We start from the raw sequence: 16,646 nt of genomic DNA on the forward strand, positions 1-16,646 counted from the left end.
ACACAATTAGAGAGTATCAATTATGTTAAGAACATAAGCTTGGAAATATTCGGAAAAAACGGGGATGATCGAGGTAATGGCAAGCTCAACACAGTTTAAAGATAGACTCGTATTTCGATTGTTTAATCAAAAAGATGATGATGTCGTTACGTTGACCCATTTATTGAATGCCGCTTACAAACCGTTGGCAGACATGGGGCTCAATTACCTTGCTTCACATCAAGGACCTGAAACAACGCTGAAGCGGATCACAGAAGCAAAATGCTTAATCATTTTAAGCGAAAATCAAATCATCGGAACTCTCTCTTATTACGCTCCGGGTGTGAAAACCGACTCCGATTGGTATCGGAAGCCAAAGGTGGGGGTTGTTGGACAATTTGGTATTCTTCCAGAGTATCAAAAGCATGGTCTAGGAACGATGTTGTTGAATCGTGCTGAAATTGAAGCAAAAACTGATGGAGCCGAAGAACTTGCGCTGGATACAGCCGAACAAGCAATTCATCTACATCGATTTTATGCGAATCAAGGATTTCGACTGGTTGGCACTGTGAATTGGCAACATACTAATTATAAAAGCGTTGTGATGAGTAAAAGCTTGATATAATAAGTGCTACCTCCGAACACACAATAAATCGCCAGTGTTAGAACACTAAAGTAAAAGGCGATATCCACTATAAGTACATCGCGTATAAAATCGAATTGATGGAATCATCCGTTTTAGCTGTTGTAGAGCGTATACCACGGATGATTTTTGTCTTTATATGACGTAATCACAATGATGGATTACGTTTTCTCTTTCATCTGTTCGTATTTTGGACACATTCATTCTCTCAGTTATCAGTCCGATCATTCATCCACCCGGCGACTCTTGGCTGAATAAATCGGAGTAATGTATAATCGATGTAAACCTTTTTAGTTGGAGCATGACAAAGATGAAAATTGCGATTTGTGATGACGACAAGCCACAGCGAGAATATTTGGCTACGCTTGTAAATGAATGGGCGAAAAAAAGCGGCATACGTATCACATTAAAAATGTTTGCAGATGCGCAGTCATTTCTATTCTCCTGGAGCACAGACAAAAGTTACGATGCGTTGCTTCTTGACATCCAGATGCCCGAACTGAATGGCATGGAGCTAGCTAGAACCATTCGCCGGAGTAATGAGTCGCTTTCAATCATCTTTATCACTGGGTTTTCCGATTATATGGACGAGGGCTACGAAGTATCCGCACTTCATTATCTGATGAAACCGGTTAAGAAAGTGAAGCTCTTCGCTGTCCTTGAGCGTGCCTCAATAAAGCTCAAAAAAGAAAGCAAAACCTTATTGATTGAATATGATGGCGCAATGATCCGTATCAATCAAAATGACATCATATGCCTCGAAGCGTTTGCACATACGATTGAACTGACTACGGCTGATCACAGCTATCAAATTAAATCAAGCATCGACCTGCTCGAACACCAACTTGATTCCGATCTTTTTATTCGCCCTCACCGCTCTTATCTCATTGGATTACACTACATAAGCCAAATAGCCAAGTCTGAAATGATACTCGACAATGGCAACCGGGTACCAATCAGCAGACGAAGATACACGGAGGTCAATCAGGCGTTTATCCGCTTTTTCAAGGGAGGACGTCCACATTGACCTTATTGACCTTTGTGCTCACCATTATTCCAATCGTTCTCATACTCGTTCTTCTTGTAGCCATTCTGGTACACCGAATAACCTTGCATTCTGTCGAAAAACGCCTCGATAATTATCAAAAGGATCTGCTCTCTAAACATTATGATGAAGTCCAGAACATCTATCAGAAAATGCGCGGCTGGCGCCATGACTACCACAATCATATTCAAACCATGAAGGCTCATCTCGTACTGAACCAAATGGACGAGCTGCAAAATTATCTCGATATGTTGGATAATGATTTGGAAACCGTTGATACGGTCATGAAGACAGGAAACGTGAAATTGGATGCGATTCTGAACAGCAAGCTTTCATTGATCGCAAACGAAAACATCAAAGTAAACGCGAAAGCTCAGGTTCCCTCTGTCCTTTCTGTGAGCGAAGTTGATCTATGCATCATTATCGGCAACATGCTCGATAATGCGCTGGAAAGCTGCCGCGCGCTTCACGGAAAAGAATTACCGTTCATCCGCATTTACATAGGCGTTTTCAAAAAACAGCTTTATCTTTCTATAACAAACTCCGCCCCCGATAAGCTAAAAAGAATGGGAACAGGGCGATACCTGACAACAAAAGGTAACGGACATGGGTTCGGACTTAAACGGATTGACGGCTTAGTCAAAAAATACGACGGCTACATCAACCGGCAAAACGAACCCGGCGTATTTGCGACAGAAATTATGCTCCCCCTTTAACTAAGGAGGGATCGCAGATGAAGCTTATTTGTGTTGCTACTTTAACTAAGTTTACGGCACAGAAGGTGCTGGATCATGCTTCCCCTGTAACTAATGAGGGGGCGCAGATGAAGCTTATTTGTGTTGCCACTTTAACTAAGTTTGCGGCACAGAAGGTGCTAAATTGTGTTGCCACTTTAACTGAGCTTGCGGTACTGTTTGTCTCCCAAGACTTGCGCTACTGTCCCATGTACTCAAAGCTTTTTACATCTGTAAGAGTTTTATGGAAACGCACGAAAAAATTACTGGTTTCCCCTTTAATAAATCATGAATGATGTGAACATGGCATTACATAAATACTAATAATTGGAGGGAATTACCGATGAACAGGACGCCGGAATTTGTTTTATCTCTCATTGCTGTTATTCTAAATACATTCATTTGGTTAATTCAGATATTATCAGCTCTGACTAAAGTATCATGGGGATCTGATGATCTCGCTTTTTCAATGGCCTATGCTATTGGTTATGGATCCATTTACTTTGTCATGTTGTTTTTGCTTTGGGTCAGTACATTTAAAATTAAAAACAACAGCAAAGGATGGGGAATATTCATTCTTGTTATGGGTGCTCTAAATACTTTATCTGTATCCTTTATCTCAGGAGTACTACTTTTAATTGCGGGAATCATGATGCTCGCTAGAAAACCTAAAGTGAACAAACAATAATATAACTATACGTTTAACCATTCGTGTGCGAATTGAGTACCATTCGTGCACGATTTTTATTTTCACTTGATTTGCTGTGCTAGTGTATAGCTATAAGGAGTTGATGATCGTGAAACCTCGAATAAAGCCCGAGTATTCGACCATACAAAATATCGGCTATATTCTTCACAATTTGTGGCACTGGAATAAGAAACTGTACTTGCTGTCCATAGCCCGGATTCCGGTATTGGTGTTTCTCCCTTTTCTCGGAATTCTGATGCCAAAACTCGTGATCGACTGCCTCACCGAAAAAATCAGTCTCTGGCATTTTGTATCTGTAGTAGCACTGATTACACTGGGTATTGTACTGTGCAATGTAATCAGCCAATCACTGAGCGGATGGATCAGTTGGAACGTCACATCAAATCGTCTGCGCTACCTCGGCCTGTTGTATGAAAAAATTATGGATACGGATTACGAAAATCTGGAAAGTCCTGAAGGAAAGAAAAGGTTAGAAAAGGCTTTTCAAGCCAATCATACAAACAGTAATGGAACAGAAGCGATCATAGAGGCACTGATTCTTCTCGTTGCTAACTTTTTCGGCATTGTCCTCTACGGAAGTATACTGACTGCGTTGAATCCTTTGATCATCGCTTTTTTACTAGGTACAGCAGTCGTCGGTCTGCTTTTTGCCAGACACGCGCAAAATTATGAACATCAACACAAAGATGACTGGACACCGACAGAGAAAAAGCTGGATTATCTCATCCGAGAATGCGATGATTTTTCAGCCGGCAAAGATCTCAGACTTTATCGGATGACCCATTGGTTCGGCCAAAGATTTCAGGGCCTCCTGGACAATCGGCAGCTTTGGTTGAAACGGGTTGCCCTGCGTCACTATCTAGCAGATGGATCAATCGGCATCATGACCCTGCTTCGTGACAGTGTTGCTTACGTATATCTGCTTTATCTTGTACTGAGCGGTCGTATGACCGTCGCAAATTTCACCCTTTATTTCGGAACCATCGCCGGATTTTCGATCTGGATGACCGGTTTTACGGATCAATTATCAAAAATTCAGCATATGAGCTTGGAAATCTGTGATGTCCGTAATTATTTAAATATGAAAAACCGGGATAATCGCGAAGAAGGTACTCCGCTTCCTGAAAAAAAGAGCTGGCCCTGTTCAATAACATTTGAGCATGTCACATTCTCCTATCCGAACGGAGAACGAAAGATACTTAATGATGTCAGTTTTCATATCAAGCGAGGCGAAAAGATTGCGCTTGTCGGCTTGAATGGTGCTGGCAAAACGACTTGCATAAAATTACTCTGCGGGTTTTACCATCCAACATCGGGACGTATTCTCATTGACGGAAAAGATATGACCGTCTTCAACCGGGATGATTACTATCAACTGTTCACAGCAGTTTTTCAAGATATCCATCTACTTCCTGTTACCATCGCTCAAAATATTGCGCCGCAGTTAAATAATCCTATTGATTATGATAAGGTTGAAAACTGTCTAAAACTTGCAGGACTTAAGGAGAAAATAAGCAGCCTACCTGAAGATGTACATACTATGCTTGTCAAAGAAGTAAACGAAAACGCTGCCCAATTCTCAGGAGGCGAGCTTCAGAAACTGCTTTTAGCACGGGCATTGTATAAAGAATCACCTGTCTTGATTCTCGACGAACCAACTGCCGCGCTTGATCCAATCGCCGAAAACGAACTCTATCAACGCTACGGAAAACTTGTTTCCGGTCGGACATCCATTTTTATTTCCCATCGATTATCAAGTACTCGGTTTTGCGATAGGATTGTCTTCCTATCAGACGGAAAGATTGCAGAAAACGGTACGCACGATGAACTGATGAAGAAAAAAGGGAAGTATGCCAAGTTGTTTGCGATCCAAAGTCATTATTATAAGGATGATATGGATACAACAGCAGTTGGAGGTGAGCAGTCTTGATCAAGTCATCTGATAAAACTACATTTAAGGACAAGACTAATTATCTCTGGAAGGGATTCAGAATCGTTCAACGAATGGTCCCTTCTCTGCTTCCGGCAACAATCGCCGGAGCAATTCTAAAATCTTTTAATCCGTTTATTACCATTTATTTAACCGCACGGATTATCGACGAATTGCTAGGTGCCAGATCCTTGTCTCGTCTTGCATTTCTCATCGGTTTTGCTCTTATTCTGAACCTAGCCGTCTTTCTTGCCCAAAAAGGAATGGAACATATAAAAGATATGGGGGATTACCAACTTTATTATCTCGGAAAAATAGAAATGGATCAGTTGATTCTCAGTACGGACTATGAAAATGTGGAGAAGCCCGACTTCCATTTAAAAAAACAGAAAATTGATGAAGCTTGTCAAATGCACAGGAGAGGTATTTGGCAGTTACCGAGACTCACCGATCGATTTTTGACCAGTCTTTGCACCGTCGTATTTTCAATGGCTTTTGCTTTTCATGCATTTATTCCATCTTCGTCAAATAGTTCTCATTCATTTATTGCATCGCCTTGGTTGTCACTTCTGCTTCTAGGAATGGTCATTCTTTCATCCACCTACTCCGTCTGGTCAAACACTCGGTTCAGCAAATGGGTCTTTAAAAGAATGGACCGTGTGATGCCTATAAACCGTATTTTTTCTTTTTATGCCAATCTTTTGGATGATCATAAATTCGGCAAGGATGTCCGAATCTACCAGCAACGAGAACTCATTTCTCAATCCTATTATCGCTTTATGCTTAGCAGTCAGGAATTGTTTGAGCATGACATGGCAAAAATGCAAAGCCGCTTCTTCGGCATCAGCGCTGCCATCTCCTCACTGATCAGTGGCCTTGTCTACTTATTCATCGGTATGAAGGCACTGGTCGGATTGATCAGCATTGGTTCCGTTGTTCAGTATGTTGGAGCAATCAGCCAGTTTACCACCGGATTCTCAGAGCTGATTACATCGGCTACAGAAATCTGGCAGAATATTGATTATGTTGAACTGTATTTTAATTTTCTCGAGACACCGAACCCAAAGTACAAAGGCAGCTTACCTGTTGAAAAACGAAGCGATAATGAGTATGAAATCGAATTTCGTAATGTGTCTTTCAAATATCCGGGTTCAGAAATCTATGCCTTGAAAAATCTTTCGCTCAAGCTGAGGATTGGCGATCATTTTGCGGTCGTCGGCAGAAACGGTTCTGGCAAAACAACTTTTATTAAACTGCTCACTCGGCTCTATGATCCGCAAGAAGGCGAAATTTTGCTCAATGATATCAATATCCAAAAATATGACTATCAAGAGTACCTGCACCTATTCTCCGTCGTCTTCCAAGATTTCCAATTGTTTGCTTTTTCTGTTGGTCAAAATGTGGCAACCGATGTTCATTATGACAAAGAACGCGCCATGGAATGTCTGGATAAAGCAGGCGTTGGTGATCGCGTCCGGGATATGTCCAAAGGATTGGACACTCCGCTCTATAAAATCGATGATGACGGTGTCGAAATTTCCGGAGGCGAAGAACAGAAAATTGCGATTGCACGCGCACTATATAAAAATGCGCCATTTGTAGTTTTGGACGAACCAACGGCGGCATTGGATCCGGTCGCTGAGTTTGAGGTGTACTCTAAATTTCAAGAAATTGCCGGTGATAAAACAGCGATCTACATTTCTCATCGGCTATCCTCCTGCCGCTTCTGCGATAACATTCTCGTATTTAACCAAGGTGTATTGATTCAAAGCGGCAGCCATAACGAATTGATACAAGATGAGGATGGACAATATTATGCCTTGTGGAATGCCCAAGCGCAATACTACAAAGAAAACTCGGAAAAAGCGAGGGTGTTAGGCAGTAACTGAAGCTCATAATTTTTGGTATCAAATCAAGAAAAATACTTCAGATTCGCAGGATTGTGCACAAGCACCGGACGAAAGTTATCCGACGCTTGTGCACTTTCACGTTTATTTCTCAATTAACCAACGCCTAGTCAGCTACATAAACTATTCTAAAAAGGTGGAGCTGATTTCATGGCGATATGGATTGACGTATCAACATCACGACATGAATTAAAGATGTTTGATGATGATCGTCTCATCAAAACTTACCCAATTGCAGTAGGGAAAATGTTGTCGCCAACACCTACTGGTACCTATAGGATTATCAATAAACACTATAATCCTGGTGGTCCATACGGGGTGCTTTGGATGGGCTTGTCACGCCCCCATTATGGCATTCACGGAACGAATGACCCCTCTTCAATTGGTAAGGATGTTTCACATGGATGTATCAGAATGTTTAATGCTGATGTCCTGGAATTGTCCTCTAAAGCTCCCGCTGGCACTCAGGTTGCTATTCATAAATGACGCAGAACGGTCGGTTAATCTATAAGTTCACAATAAACTAGGCGGTTTAACTATTCCGCATTCATCTACTCGTTCATATACTGCACTATCACGTGATGGGGAGGTGTGCACTTTGTTTAATAATCAGCCTTATTACGGTGGCTCATACGGATGCAAAGGCGGATATGGCGGATACAACCAAGGCTGCTGTGGTTTTGGCAGCGGTTTTGCGTTAATCGTTGTTCTGTTTATTTTACTTATCATCGTCGGAGCAACATTTGTTCATTAACAATTGATGGCATCCCAAACAGTCCGTATGCCGCTCAAGCTTCATTTCGCTTCTTTAAGAGGGTCCCTTCTTGCATCAGGTACCCTTTTTGCTTGTTACTTCATAAGCCTTGATTTTAACATAAATGGGCTTTTCACCACGTGCATTTATCCATAACATTTCCGCACCTACTTTCATACGATAAACTATCACGTGATAAGGAGGTTGTTCGCTCATGGGCTATGATGGTGGATACAGTCACGGAAATAGCTTTGCCTTGATCGTTGTTCTTTTCATTCTGTTGATCATTGTAGGAACAGCATTCTGCTACTGATAATGGATCGTTTAACCGTTAACTCCATTTAGCACCTTTCGTGAGTAGAGGGCACCTAGCACCCGGGTGCCCTTTTTCATTTACGCTTCCATCCATTTCTGATATCGGTGGCCACTAAATAAGACACTTAAGTAAATTGAGCTGCGCTCACTGTGATCGTTGAAGCTTAGATTTTTTATGTAAATACCCCCTCTCACCAAAAGGCGAAAGGGGGTATCATGAACATTTATTATTTAACAACTGTTTTTGCTTTTTCAGCGAGTGTTGCAAACGCTGCTTCGTCGTGAACGGCGAGGTCAGCGAGCATCTTGCGGTTAACTTCAATGCCGGCTACCTTCAATCCGTTGATCAGCTTGCTGTAAGACAGGCCGTTGAGACGAGCTGCTGCGTTGATACGCGCGATCCACAGTCTGCGGAAGTTACGCTTTGTTTGGCGACGGTCGCGATATGCATAGGTCAGTGATTTGAAGACCTGTTGCTGTGCAACCTTGAATAATTTATGCTTTGCGCCAAAATAACCTTTTGCTAATTTAAGAACTCTTTTGCGTCTGCGACGAGTCACATATCCGCCTTTAACTCTTGCCATTGTAAAAACCTCCTAGAATAAGCCGTTCGAACAGCCATGAATACGGCTTTCGAACAAGCATTAAAAAATAAATCGTGTTTGTTCGTTTCTTCGATCAGTTGTTGATGAGTTTCTTGAGCTTGTTAGCTAGAGTTGTTGTTGCAATTGCGCTCTGGTCAAGATTACGCTTTTGCTTATTCGACTTGTGGCTGAACATGTGGCTCGTGTACGCGTGTTCCCGTTTGAACTTGCCAGTACCCGTCTTTTTGAAACGTTTTGCGGCACCTTTGTGTGTTTTCATTTTTGGCATAAAAAGATTCCTCCTGGTGGGAGTCAGTTTCTAAAAGCAGCCGAAATTGCTATTAAAAACTGCTCCTATAATCGCTGTCTTACTTATCGGCTTTCGGGGCGAGCACGAGAAACATGCTACGTCCTTCCATTTTCGGCTTCGCCTCAACAACACTGATATCTGCGCATTCTTCAGCGAGTTTCTCAAGCACTTGCTTTCCAAGATTAGAGTGCGTAATGGCACGTCCTCTGAATCGAACAGAAGCCTTGACCTTGTCGCCTTTTTCAAGAAATTTCTTGGCGTTGCGCATTTTCGTATTGAAATCATGTTCTTCAATACTCGGACTCAGTCGAATTTCTTTAAGATTGATGACTTTCTGGTTCTTTCGCGCTTCACGTTCTTTCTTCTGCTGTTCAAAACGGAATTTGCCGTAGTCCATGATGCGGCATACCGGCGGCTTAGCGCCTGGCGCAACCATAACTAAATCCAGATTCACATTATGTGCCATGGCAAGTGCTTCTGCCTTTGACTTAATGCCGACCTGTTCCCCATTCTGTCCAATCAGGCGAACCTGTTGAGCACGAATCCCCTCGTTAACAATCATATCTTTGCTAATATTGAGCCACCTCCAAATAAATTTGAGCAAATCGTTGGCTTATTGAGCAAACAAAAATACGGGCGTAAAAACGCCCGCATTAACCATTCAGTCCATAATCCATACCTGGCAACAGCATTTCTGCGTCGAACAGGTGAGAAGCCGGGCGCCTCTGCTTTACTCGTTGTCAATTCCTATATCAATATAACACTTCGATAACCACATTGCAAGTGTCCAAATCGATTTATGCGCGAATCTTCTCGCGGTTCTCCATCAAAAAGTCAAACAGCATATCATGGCTGACTTGCGCCGCTTCTGTTTCTAGGCCCAACTGACGAAGAATTTCCAATCCGATCGGCAGCGTCGTTCCCGCTGCTCTTGATGTGATCACTTTTCCGGAAACGACTACGGGTTCCTCGCTGTATGTCGCTTCTTTAATATGATCACGAAAGTCCGGATTGCTGGTTACTGTTTCACCTTTTATCACGCCAGCCCGTTCAAGGGCGATCGGTGCAGCGCAAATGGCAGCTACAAGTTTCCCATTCTCCTTATAATAGCGGATCAGTTTCTGCACGCGTTCATCATCTCTCAGTGTGGCTGCGCCCTTGGCACCGCCCGGAAGGTAAATGCCGTCAAAATCCAGCAAGCCCTCGCTGTCGATGCTTGTATCTGCTTTTACGACAATATGCCTTGATCCTTCGACCAAAGTGCCGGCAAGTGAGCATAGAACGACTTCAACGCCTCCCCGGCGCAGCACGTCAATCGCTGTCACAGCTTCTGTTTCCTCGAAACCTTCTGCAAGCAAAACAAGAAATCTTTTCATCTTTACTCACTCCCTGTTCCGTTTTGCTGTTATCGTATCACATTGGAACAGCCAATCAAAGTAGAGAGGGCAGTCATAAAAATTGTGTACCCTTTCCAAAGCGTGCTGTTACCATCCATGCAATTCTATTCATCATCTTAATCTCCCCCTCATCGTTTTTTTTAGGTAATGTTCGTTCATTTTTTTGACCTCTGAAACATCAAGCACGGTTCATACGATTCATTTAAAAATCGTTGATTACCATTTTTCTATCGTTTTCACAATCAATTATCGAATGTTACGTTGGTATTCGAAGCGTTTATCAAGCATTTTGTTTCTCAGTGCATCAATCCGTTTGCGGTCTTCATAGCGTTCTTTTGCTGATTGAGGATGCCTGATCGAAATTGTGAATGTGAGTGCGAACAAATTAAATTTCATCATAGTATGACCTCCCTTCGTTCTTGGAATTTTTTCTTTTAGAAATCCTGCATGTTCAATTGGCGTACTTAAATTTGCGGATGCAATTTGCATTTTCTTCCACCCTTTCATTTGAATTTTTGATTACAAAAATCCGCAATATGGTTTCGGATTCCTGTATAAGATCAACTTTGTCGCTGCCCTCTATATGAGGCTGACAGCAGGCAAGCTTTTATATAAAAGCGAGACGCATAGCGCTACGCTTCATACACGAGCGTAAAAAAAGACCGCAAAGGCAGTAAGCCGATACGGTCAAAAAAAGAGCATAAAAAGACCGCAGTCATTGGTGACCTGCGGACTCATTCTTATCGATTACCAAACAGAAACTGTTGGTGTTAGTGCAATAAGCATTCGTTCACGGAGGTCATCCGAACAAAATATGCAATTGGTGAGACAGTAGCTTTCATTCCAAATGTCATCATTTTGATGACCTCCCTTTCGTTAATTTGCTATTTTATTATAATTGGTAAATCCTTCAATGTAAACCCCTAAATATGGAAATAGGCGTCTTTTTTCGCATGCGTTTCATTCACACATTTTTATTGGGTATACCCGCTCCCATTTCCGATGTGCAAAGTTCGTGTGACAAAACATACACGATCTTCAAAAACACGATGTAGTGTCTTCATCATGCCGTGTTCCGGCCGATCTGTATAGATGATGACCTGTTTCGGTGCTAGGGCGATTAAGGTCAAAACTATTGAAGGCTCGGCTTCAATGCCCCACTGCTTCAGAAGCGGATAAAAAGAGCGCACAGATTGAACATTGCGAATCAACCGATGATGGTCATCATAGAGCTTAAATGGATGTTCATCGTAGACTTCGATTTTTTCGCATAAAGGCTTGTAAGCACGAATAATACGTCTCAGCTTATCTATAAACACCTGATACTCCTGCTCCAGCTTATACTCATCGATCGCAATCTCGACATACTGGCGCAGTGCTTCCTTATAGGCCGTCAGACGAAAACGGATAATGGACTGGAAAGTGAATGTGTTGTGTTCTTGCAATATGCTTTCCAATGATTCCATAATGGTTTCACGTCGGTCTTTAAGTGTCTCCATTTGCGGTAAATCATTCTTTTCGCCTGCAAAAATAGCGGAAACAATATTTAAGATAGCAACTTGTTCTTCCGCTTCTGTAAAATAATAGTGTTTTTCAATAATATCCATAATCCAGTCTTTTTCATGCTTCTCTATGATATAGCGGGTAATTAATTGAGCAAATTCTTTATAATCCGCCGCTTTCTCCGGAAAGACAGCAAGACGGCTGTTAATAAGCAGCACACCGGTCACTTGCCTAAAGGAAGCGGGCAGTCTTCTATAGAAATCCGCCGCCTCCTGCTGGGTATCAAACACAATTTCCAATGGTCCATCCTCCCCGTCCCAACTTATATAAAAACTATATGGGGGGAAGTCCGCATTCATGCTTTACAGATTAAATTTTTTTATTGATCGCAATCGTTGCTCAGTTACTTACCGGCGATTGGAACCTTCCATTTTGACCAGCGTTGTAAAATGCCGAATACGCTCCATTAACCGCTTCGCTTTGACATTCTCGATCCCACTCTTTTGCGAGTAAGAAAAGTGATCCTCGAGTTCTTCATAGTTAAAATTCGATGTGTAGAGTGTTGGCAAATGATCCATCATTCTGTACTGAAGAACGCTACCGAGTACTTCGTCACGCACCCACGGCGTGATCGTCTCCGCGCCAATATCATCTAGAATGAGAATTGGCGTTTTTTTCAGCACATCCAATTTGGTATCAACCGTGTTATCCTGTATCGCACCTTTTATTTCCCTGAAAAAATCTGGGACATAAACGATCAGCGATGCGATGTGCCTTCGTTCTGCCAAACGGTTCATGATTGCGCCCATTAGATAGGTTTTTCCGACCCCAAATTGGCCGCAAAGATAGAGCCCTTTTGCTTCCTCTGGATTTTCGAGATAAGTTTTCAAAAAGTCGCCTGCTGCTTTGAGGGCTTGTTGGCGTCCACCGTCTTCTTTATCAATAGATTCAAAGGTTGCTTGTAAAATATCTTTCGGCACGTAGTAACTGCGAATCAGTTCACTTTGCCGCTGTTTTAATTCACGCTCTTCAAGTAATGGACATGATGTAAATGTCAAAGAGGGGGTTCCTTTATCATTCACCAGTTTTGGTCTGTAGCCCTTCATCATATTCGGGCACTTTTCAAGTCCTGGACAATGCGCACAATGTTTCTGTTCTTCCACAAATTGATAGAGTCGGGACAGGCTCCTGGACCAGGCAGCCGAATCAATATCAGGATGATGTTCAGCGAATTCTCGAATGGCCGGTTGATCTCCAAGCATGTTAGCAATACGCTGCCAATTTTCCTGTACATTTTTTCCACTGGTAATTCCCTTAAATAAAGATTGAATAGGTTCCATTCATACTCCCCTCCCCCCATGTTTTTAGATGCTATTTAAATAGTCTTCAAGCCATTTCGCTCTCTGCTTAACTTCATCATCGTTGCTGCTTGGCTGTTTTTCCTGCTGACTTTGATTCTTCATCCATTCAGGAACGACTTCATGATGCTCGTTTTGGCTTGTTTTTCGGTACGGTCTCTTTGTCGATCTAGCTGACGAAGCTGGTTTCTGCTGTTCTCGCTTCCTCTGTTCCTCACGCGCGTAGGTCATGGCCTGGCGTACAGTACGAACATTCGCCCTCGCCCACTGGGCAGCTACTTTCTCGACAAACGATTTATTTAAATTATGATCATTAACTTTAGAGATATAATCAATAAGCACATTGACCACGCCAGGATTCAGTTTCGTATCAAACATCAGGTTTTCGATCAAGCGCAGATCGGGCGCTGCGGGTTTACTGCCTCTTCCAAGAGCTTCAAGCAGCTGATAGGGAGAATTCCGTTCATACCACGCAATCAGCTGTTCTTCCTCATTCTGGGGCTCAATGTCTTTTATTTCCCGTTCCTCCTGCGGCTGCGTCCGCTCATACAAGGCAGGCATCTCATCAGGTCCATGCTCAAGAAGATAGAAATCGCGTACTTCTTTTCGAAGTTTTTCAATATCCACCGTCCCCGTGTGAAGTGCAGCCGCCTGCAGCGCCCGACTCATATCATAAGGATCCATTTGGTAGACAAACGCCAGCTTTTCTATAGACAATTTCACTTCGTCGGTCAGTGCGTCTTCAGATAAAATTGCATCTGAGAGAAGCATATCCAATTTTTTAAAATCAAAGGCGTTGCTGAAGCTGATCTTTGGAGCTTCGGCACGCGCCTTCCATGAGCCGGGTGACTGCGCAGCTATAGTTTCATCAACAGATTCAGACGTCGATATTGACTCAAACACATCATCAAAGTGGGCAGATACATCTTCATAACTGTCGATTTGAACCGGCACATCTGCAAATTGCAGACTGAGCTTCTTGTACTCTCTCGGACCAATCTGGCGATATAAAAACAGATTTAAAAATCCGTCTTTGAAAAAAAGATCCGGCGTCAGTGGCGGCTCCAGACGGTACAAGAATTGACCGGGACTCGCTGCTTTCTTTTTCAACGTTTGCAGCAGCCCTATCGCCTCTAATTTTTTTCTTGCTGAGAGTATACGGTCCAGAGATACATTCATCGTGCCCATAAGGTGATGATGTGTCAAAAATTCCTCCGAATCATCAATCTCCTGCCAAAGGGTAAAATACATGCTTGCCGCCTCAATACCAATTAGAGGCTGATACAGGCATGTAATCACTCTTTGATCAAAAGAATGGAGCTGTCCATCCGCTTGAACGCGATAATGATCACCGGGCAGCACTTCTTTCCATGACTGCAGCATATAATTCCTCCATTCTGCGTTCCGGCGCAGAATTCAGAGATCCGTATTCAACCGGCTTTCCTCAATCTGTCACTTTTTGCTGTTTTTTTCTTTTTCCAATTGATCTTTCAGTTCCTGAATTTTCTTGGCAAACACATTAATATCTGTGAATTGCCTATATACTGAGGCAAAACGAACATAAGCAACCTCGTCCACTTTTGCCAGTTCATTCATTACGAGTTCACCAATTTCATGGCTATTCACTTCTGAATTGCCTGCATCCCGAAGTGCTTTTTCCACATCATTGGCAAGTTGTTCAAGTCTTTCAAGCGGTACCGGACGTTTTTCACAGGCCTTAATTAGCCCGCGCAGCATTTTCTCATGGCTGAAAACTTCACGGTTATCACCCTTCTTTACGACAACAAGCGGTGTTTCTTCAACTTTTTCAAATGTCGTAAACCGATGATGGCATAATTCGCATTCTCTTCGTCTGCGTATTGCCCGTCCATTGTCAACAGGACGAGAGTCAAGCACTTTCGTTCCCATTTGTTTACAGCTTGGACAGCGCATCATTTTCACCTCATTCGCTGTTTTTCGATAAACTTATTGTATCCTACTGGACAGCGGATGAAAAGCCGCGCCAGAACATGTCGTTTTACGTCAAATCAAGCGCCCATTGCTGCAGGAGCGCATTAAGTTGTGCTTCTGTATCCTCTATAGAGCCATTATTGTCTATGACTGCATCTGCCCGATTCACTTTTTCAGAAAGTGGCATTTGTGAGGCGATGCGCGCACGCGCCTGGTCAGCAGTCAGACTATTTCTTGCCATCAGTCGTTTCAGCTGATTGTCCTCCGTTACGGAAACCACAATTGTCTTGTCTGCCCAAGTATCCAGTCCATTCTCGAAAAGCAGTGGAATGTCCAAAAAAACAACTCGGGCACCGCCTCTCTCCAGATGATCCAACGTTTCCAACATCTGCCGGCGAATGAGCGGGTGCAGCAGTGAATCCAGCAACGCACGCTTTTCGCTGTTTTGAAAAACGAGTGTGCCGAGCTTCCTGCGATCCAGTTCCCCAGTCGGGCGAATCATTTGATTGCCGAACTGCGCAGCAATTTGTTCCAATGCCGGTTCCCCCGGCTCGACGACTTGACGAGAAATCTCGTCAGCATCAATCACTGGATATCCGTGATCTATTAGCCATTTGGACACGGTGCTTTTTCCGCTGGCAATACCACCGGTTAAGCCGATCTTCATCATTTGCCTGTCCCTCTCGGCTGGCAAAACGGACAATAGTGCGTACCGCGTCCGGCAGCCCTTATTTTTTCAATTGGCGTTCCGCAATTCACACAAGGCTCGCCTTTTCGTCCGTACACGTCCAATTGTTGTTGAAAAAGTCCCATGTGGCCCTGGCTGTTGACGAACGTACGAATCGTGCTGCCGCCAAGTCTTACTGCCTCACCTAACGTCTCGACAATTGCAATCCTCAGTTTTTCCAGCTTCGCTTTAGTCAGATCACGCGCAGCGGTTAACGGATGAATACCTGCCTTGAACAGGCTCTCGTCAACATAAATATTTCCAAGTCCAACGATGACCGTCTGATCAAGCAGTACTTGTTTAATCGACCGTTGAGTGCTATGGCATACGGTGGCAAGATATTCCGCCGTCAAACCGGAAGAGAGCGGTTCGGGACCCAGCTTCGACAAAGGCGGTTGATCCCATTCCTCTCCCTTCTTAAAAAGATGCATCGTTCCGAATTTGCGGACATCGCGATAACGGAGCGCGGTCTCGTCCGTAAAATGAAAAATGACATGGGTATGCTTATCAATCGGCGTGCCCTCAGGGTCAACCCTATAGCGCCCTTCCATTCTTAAATGAGAGACAAGCACCAACTCCTCAAAACAGAGCAGCAAAAATTTTCCTCGCCGCTTCACGCCTTGCAACGTCTCTCCGACGATCATCGATTTAAACAGATTAATATCTTCAGGACGACGAATGATATTCGGCCAGCGTACTTCTACGCTCTTCACTGTTTTCCCAATGACGAGTTCGTTCAATGTACGTTTCACCGTTTCAACTTCCGGCAGTTCCGGCAAGGTGTCTCCTCCTTATTTCTCT

Annotated in this window: 21 protein-coding genes and 1 other annotated feature; of the genes, 10 read left to right on the forward strand and 11 right to left on the reverse strand. The window is 43.3% G+C overall.

The genetic code is table 11. The features are described from left to right. The first annotated feature begins 76 nt into the window (after positions 1-76). The 10 genes from P343_RS21105 (at position 77) to P343_RS36600 (ending at position 8,014) form a co-directional block, all read left to right on the forward strand. The gene (locus tag P343_RS21105) at positions 77-604 is read left to right on the forward strand and encodes a GNAT family N-acetyltransferase (RefSeq protein ID WP_023508690.1); all 528 of its coding nucleotides are present in this window, start codon (positions 77-79) and stop codon (positions 602-604) included. Between the two features lie 328 nt (positions 605-932). Continuing rightward, positions 933-1,649 carry a LytR/AlgR family response regulator transcription factor gene (locus P343_RS21110; RefSeq protein ID WP_023508691.1) on the forward strand — a complete coding sequence of 239 codons (717 nt, stop codon included), beginning with the start codon at positions 933-935 and terminating at the stop codon, positions 1,647-1,649. Beyond that, entirely contained in the window at positions 1,646-2,383 is a 738-nt protein-coding gene (locus P343_RS21115) for a sensor histidine kinase (RefSeq protein ID WP_023508692.1), read from the forward strand. The genes P343_RS21110 and P343_RS21115 overlap by 4 nt, the downstream gene beginning before the upstream one ends. 17 nt (positions 2,384-2,400) lie before the next feature. Continuing rightward, on the forward strand, positions 2,401-2,697 hold the full coding sequence (locus tag P343_RS21120; protein WP_023508693.1) for a hypothetical protein: 297 nt from the start codon (positions 2,401-2,403) through the stop codon (positions 2,695-2,697). Between the two features lie 47 nt (positions 2,698-2,744). Next, entirely contained in the window at positions 2,745-3,089 is a 345-nt protein-coding gene (locus tag P343_RS21125) for a DUF4064 domain-containing protein (RefSeq protein ID WP_023508694.1), read from the forward strand. A 109-nt stretch (positions 3,090-3,198) separates the two neighbouring features. Beyond that, positions 3,199-5,040: an ABC transporter ATP-binding protein gene (locus P343_RS0118425; RefSeq protein WP_023508695.1), complete on the forward strand. Its 1,842-nt coding sequence runs from the start codon at positions 3,199-3,201 to the stop codon at positions 5,038-5,040. Then, a complete protein-coding gene (locus P343_RS21130) occupies positions 5,037-6,929 on the forward strand; it encodes an ABC transporter ATP-binding protein (protein WP_023508696.1) in 1,893 nt (630 codons plus the stop codon). The genes P343_RS0118425 and P343_RS21130 overlap by 4 nt, the downstream gene beginning before the upstream one ends. Positions 6,930-7,097: 168 nt before the next feature. Continuing rightward, entirely contained in the window at positions 7,098-7,433 is a 336-nt protein-coding gene (locus tag P343_RS21135) for a L,D-transpeptidase (RefSeq protein WP_023508697.1), read from the forward strand. Positions 7,434-7,545: 112 nt separating this feature from the next. Further along, on the forward strand, positions 7,546-7,701 hold the full coding sequence (locus tag P343_RS36595) for a YjcZ family sporulation protein (protein WP_023508698.1): 156 nt from the start codon (positions 7,546-7,548) through the stop codon (positions 7,699-7,701). Positions 7,702-7,915: 214 nt separating this feature from the next. Continuing rightward, positions 7,916-8,014, forward strand: coding sequence for a YjcZ family sporulation protein (locus P343_RS36600; protein WP_023508699.1), 99 nt, complete (start codon positions 7,916-7,918; stop codon positions 8,012-8,014). A 229-nt stretch (positions 8,015-8,243) separates the two neighbouring features. Here P343_RS36600 and rplT read toward each other — a convergent pair whose 3' ends face one another. From rplT to mutM, 11 genes are all read right to left on the reverse strand, one after another. Beyond that, positions 8,244-8,600 (reverse strand): 50S ribosomal protein L20, encoded by a 357-nt coding sequence (gene rplT / locus P343_RS21140; protein WP_023508700.1) that lies wholly within the window; start codon positions 8,598-8,600, stop codon positions 8,244-8,246. 94 nt (positions 8,601-8,694) lie between these two features. Then, positions 8,695-8,889 (reverse strand): 50S ribosomal protein L35, encoded by a 195-nt coding sequence (gene rpmI, locus P343_RS21145; protein WP_023508701.1) that lies wholly within the window; start codon positions 8,887-8,889, stop codon positions 8,695-8,697. Between the two features lie 79 nt (positions 8,890-8,968). Next, on the reverse strand, positions 8,969-9,472 hold the full coding sequence (infC, locus tag P343_RS21150) for a translation initiation factor IF-3 (protein ID WP_023508702.1): 504 nt from the start codon (positions 9,470-9,472) through the stop codon (positions 8,969-8,971). A gap of 56 nt (positions 9,473-9,528) precedes the next feature. Next, positions 9,529-9,647, reverse strand: a sequence feature (ribosomal protein L20 leader region). A 60-nt stretch (positions 9,648-9,707) separates the two neighbouring features. Then, positions 9,708-10,286 (reverse strand): DJ-1 family glyoxalase III, encoded by a 579-nt coding sequence (locus P343_RS21155; RefSeq protein WP_023508703.1) that lies wholly within the window; start codon positions 10,284-10,286, stop codon positions 9,708-9,710. A gap of 267 nt (positions 10,287-10,553) precedes the next feature. After that, positions 10,554-10,706 carry a YrzI family small protein gene (locus tag P343_RS37035; protein ID WP_168371015.1) on the reverse strand — a complete coding sequence of 51 codons (153 nt, stop codon included), beginning with the start codon at positions 10,704-10,706 and terminating at the stop codon, positions 10,554-10,556. Positions 10,707-11,281: 575 nt separating this feature from the next. Next, complete coding sequence (locus tag P343_RS21165) at positions 11,282-12,100, reverse strand: putative sporulation protein YtxC (protein ID WP_236620311.1); 819 nt, start codon at positions 12,098-12,100, stop codon at positions 11,282-11,284. A gap of 117 nt (positions 12,101-12,217) precedes the next feature. Next, entirely contained in the window at positions 12,218-13,150 is a 933-nt protein-coding gene (dnaI, locus tag P343_RS21170; protein ID WP_023508706.1) for a primosomal protein DnaI, read from the reverse strand. A gap of 24 nt (positions 13,151-13,174) precedes the next feature. Continuing rightward, on the reverse strand, positions 13,175-14,551 hold the full coding sequence (locus P343_RS21175) for a replication initiation and membrane attachment family protein (protein WP_023508707.1): 1,377 nt from the start codon (positions 14,549-14,551) through the stop codon (positions 13,175-13,177). A gap of 69 nt (positions 14,552-14,620) precedes the next feature. Continuing rightward, a complete protein-coding gene (nrdR, locus tag P343_RS21180) occupies positions 14,621-15,100 on the reverse strand; it encodes a transcriptional regulator NrdR (protein ID WP_023508708.1) in 480 nt (159 codons plus the stop codon). Positions 15,101-15,185: 85 nt separating this feature from the next. Then, positions 15,186-15,788: a dephospho-CoA kinase gene (gene coaE, locus P343_RS21185; RefSeq protein WP_023508709.1), complete on the reverse strand. Its 603-nt coding sequence runs from the start codon at positions 15,786-15,788 to the stop codon at positions 15,186-15,188. Continuing rightward, positions 15,785-16,624, reverse strand: a complete 840-nt coding sequence (mutM, locus tag P343_RS21190) for a DNA-formamidopyrimidine glycosylase (protein WP_023508710.1) — start codon at positions 16,622-16,624, stop codon at positions 15,785-15,787. The genes coaE and mutM overlap by 4 nt, the downstream gene beginning before the upstream one ends. Between the last annotated feature and the right edge of the window lie 22 nt (positions 16,625-16,646).

The sequence above is a fragment of the Sporolactobacillus laevolacticus DSM 442 genome (assembly GCF_000497245.1).
In the GTDB taxonomy this organism is placed as follows: Bacteria; Bacillota; Bacilli; order Bacillales; family Sporolactobacillaceae; genus Sporolactobacillus; species Sporolactobacillus laevolacticus.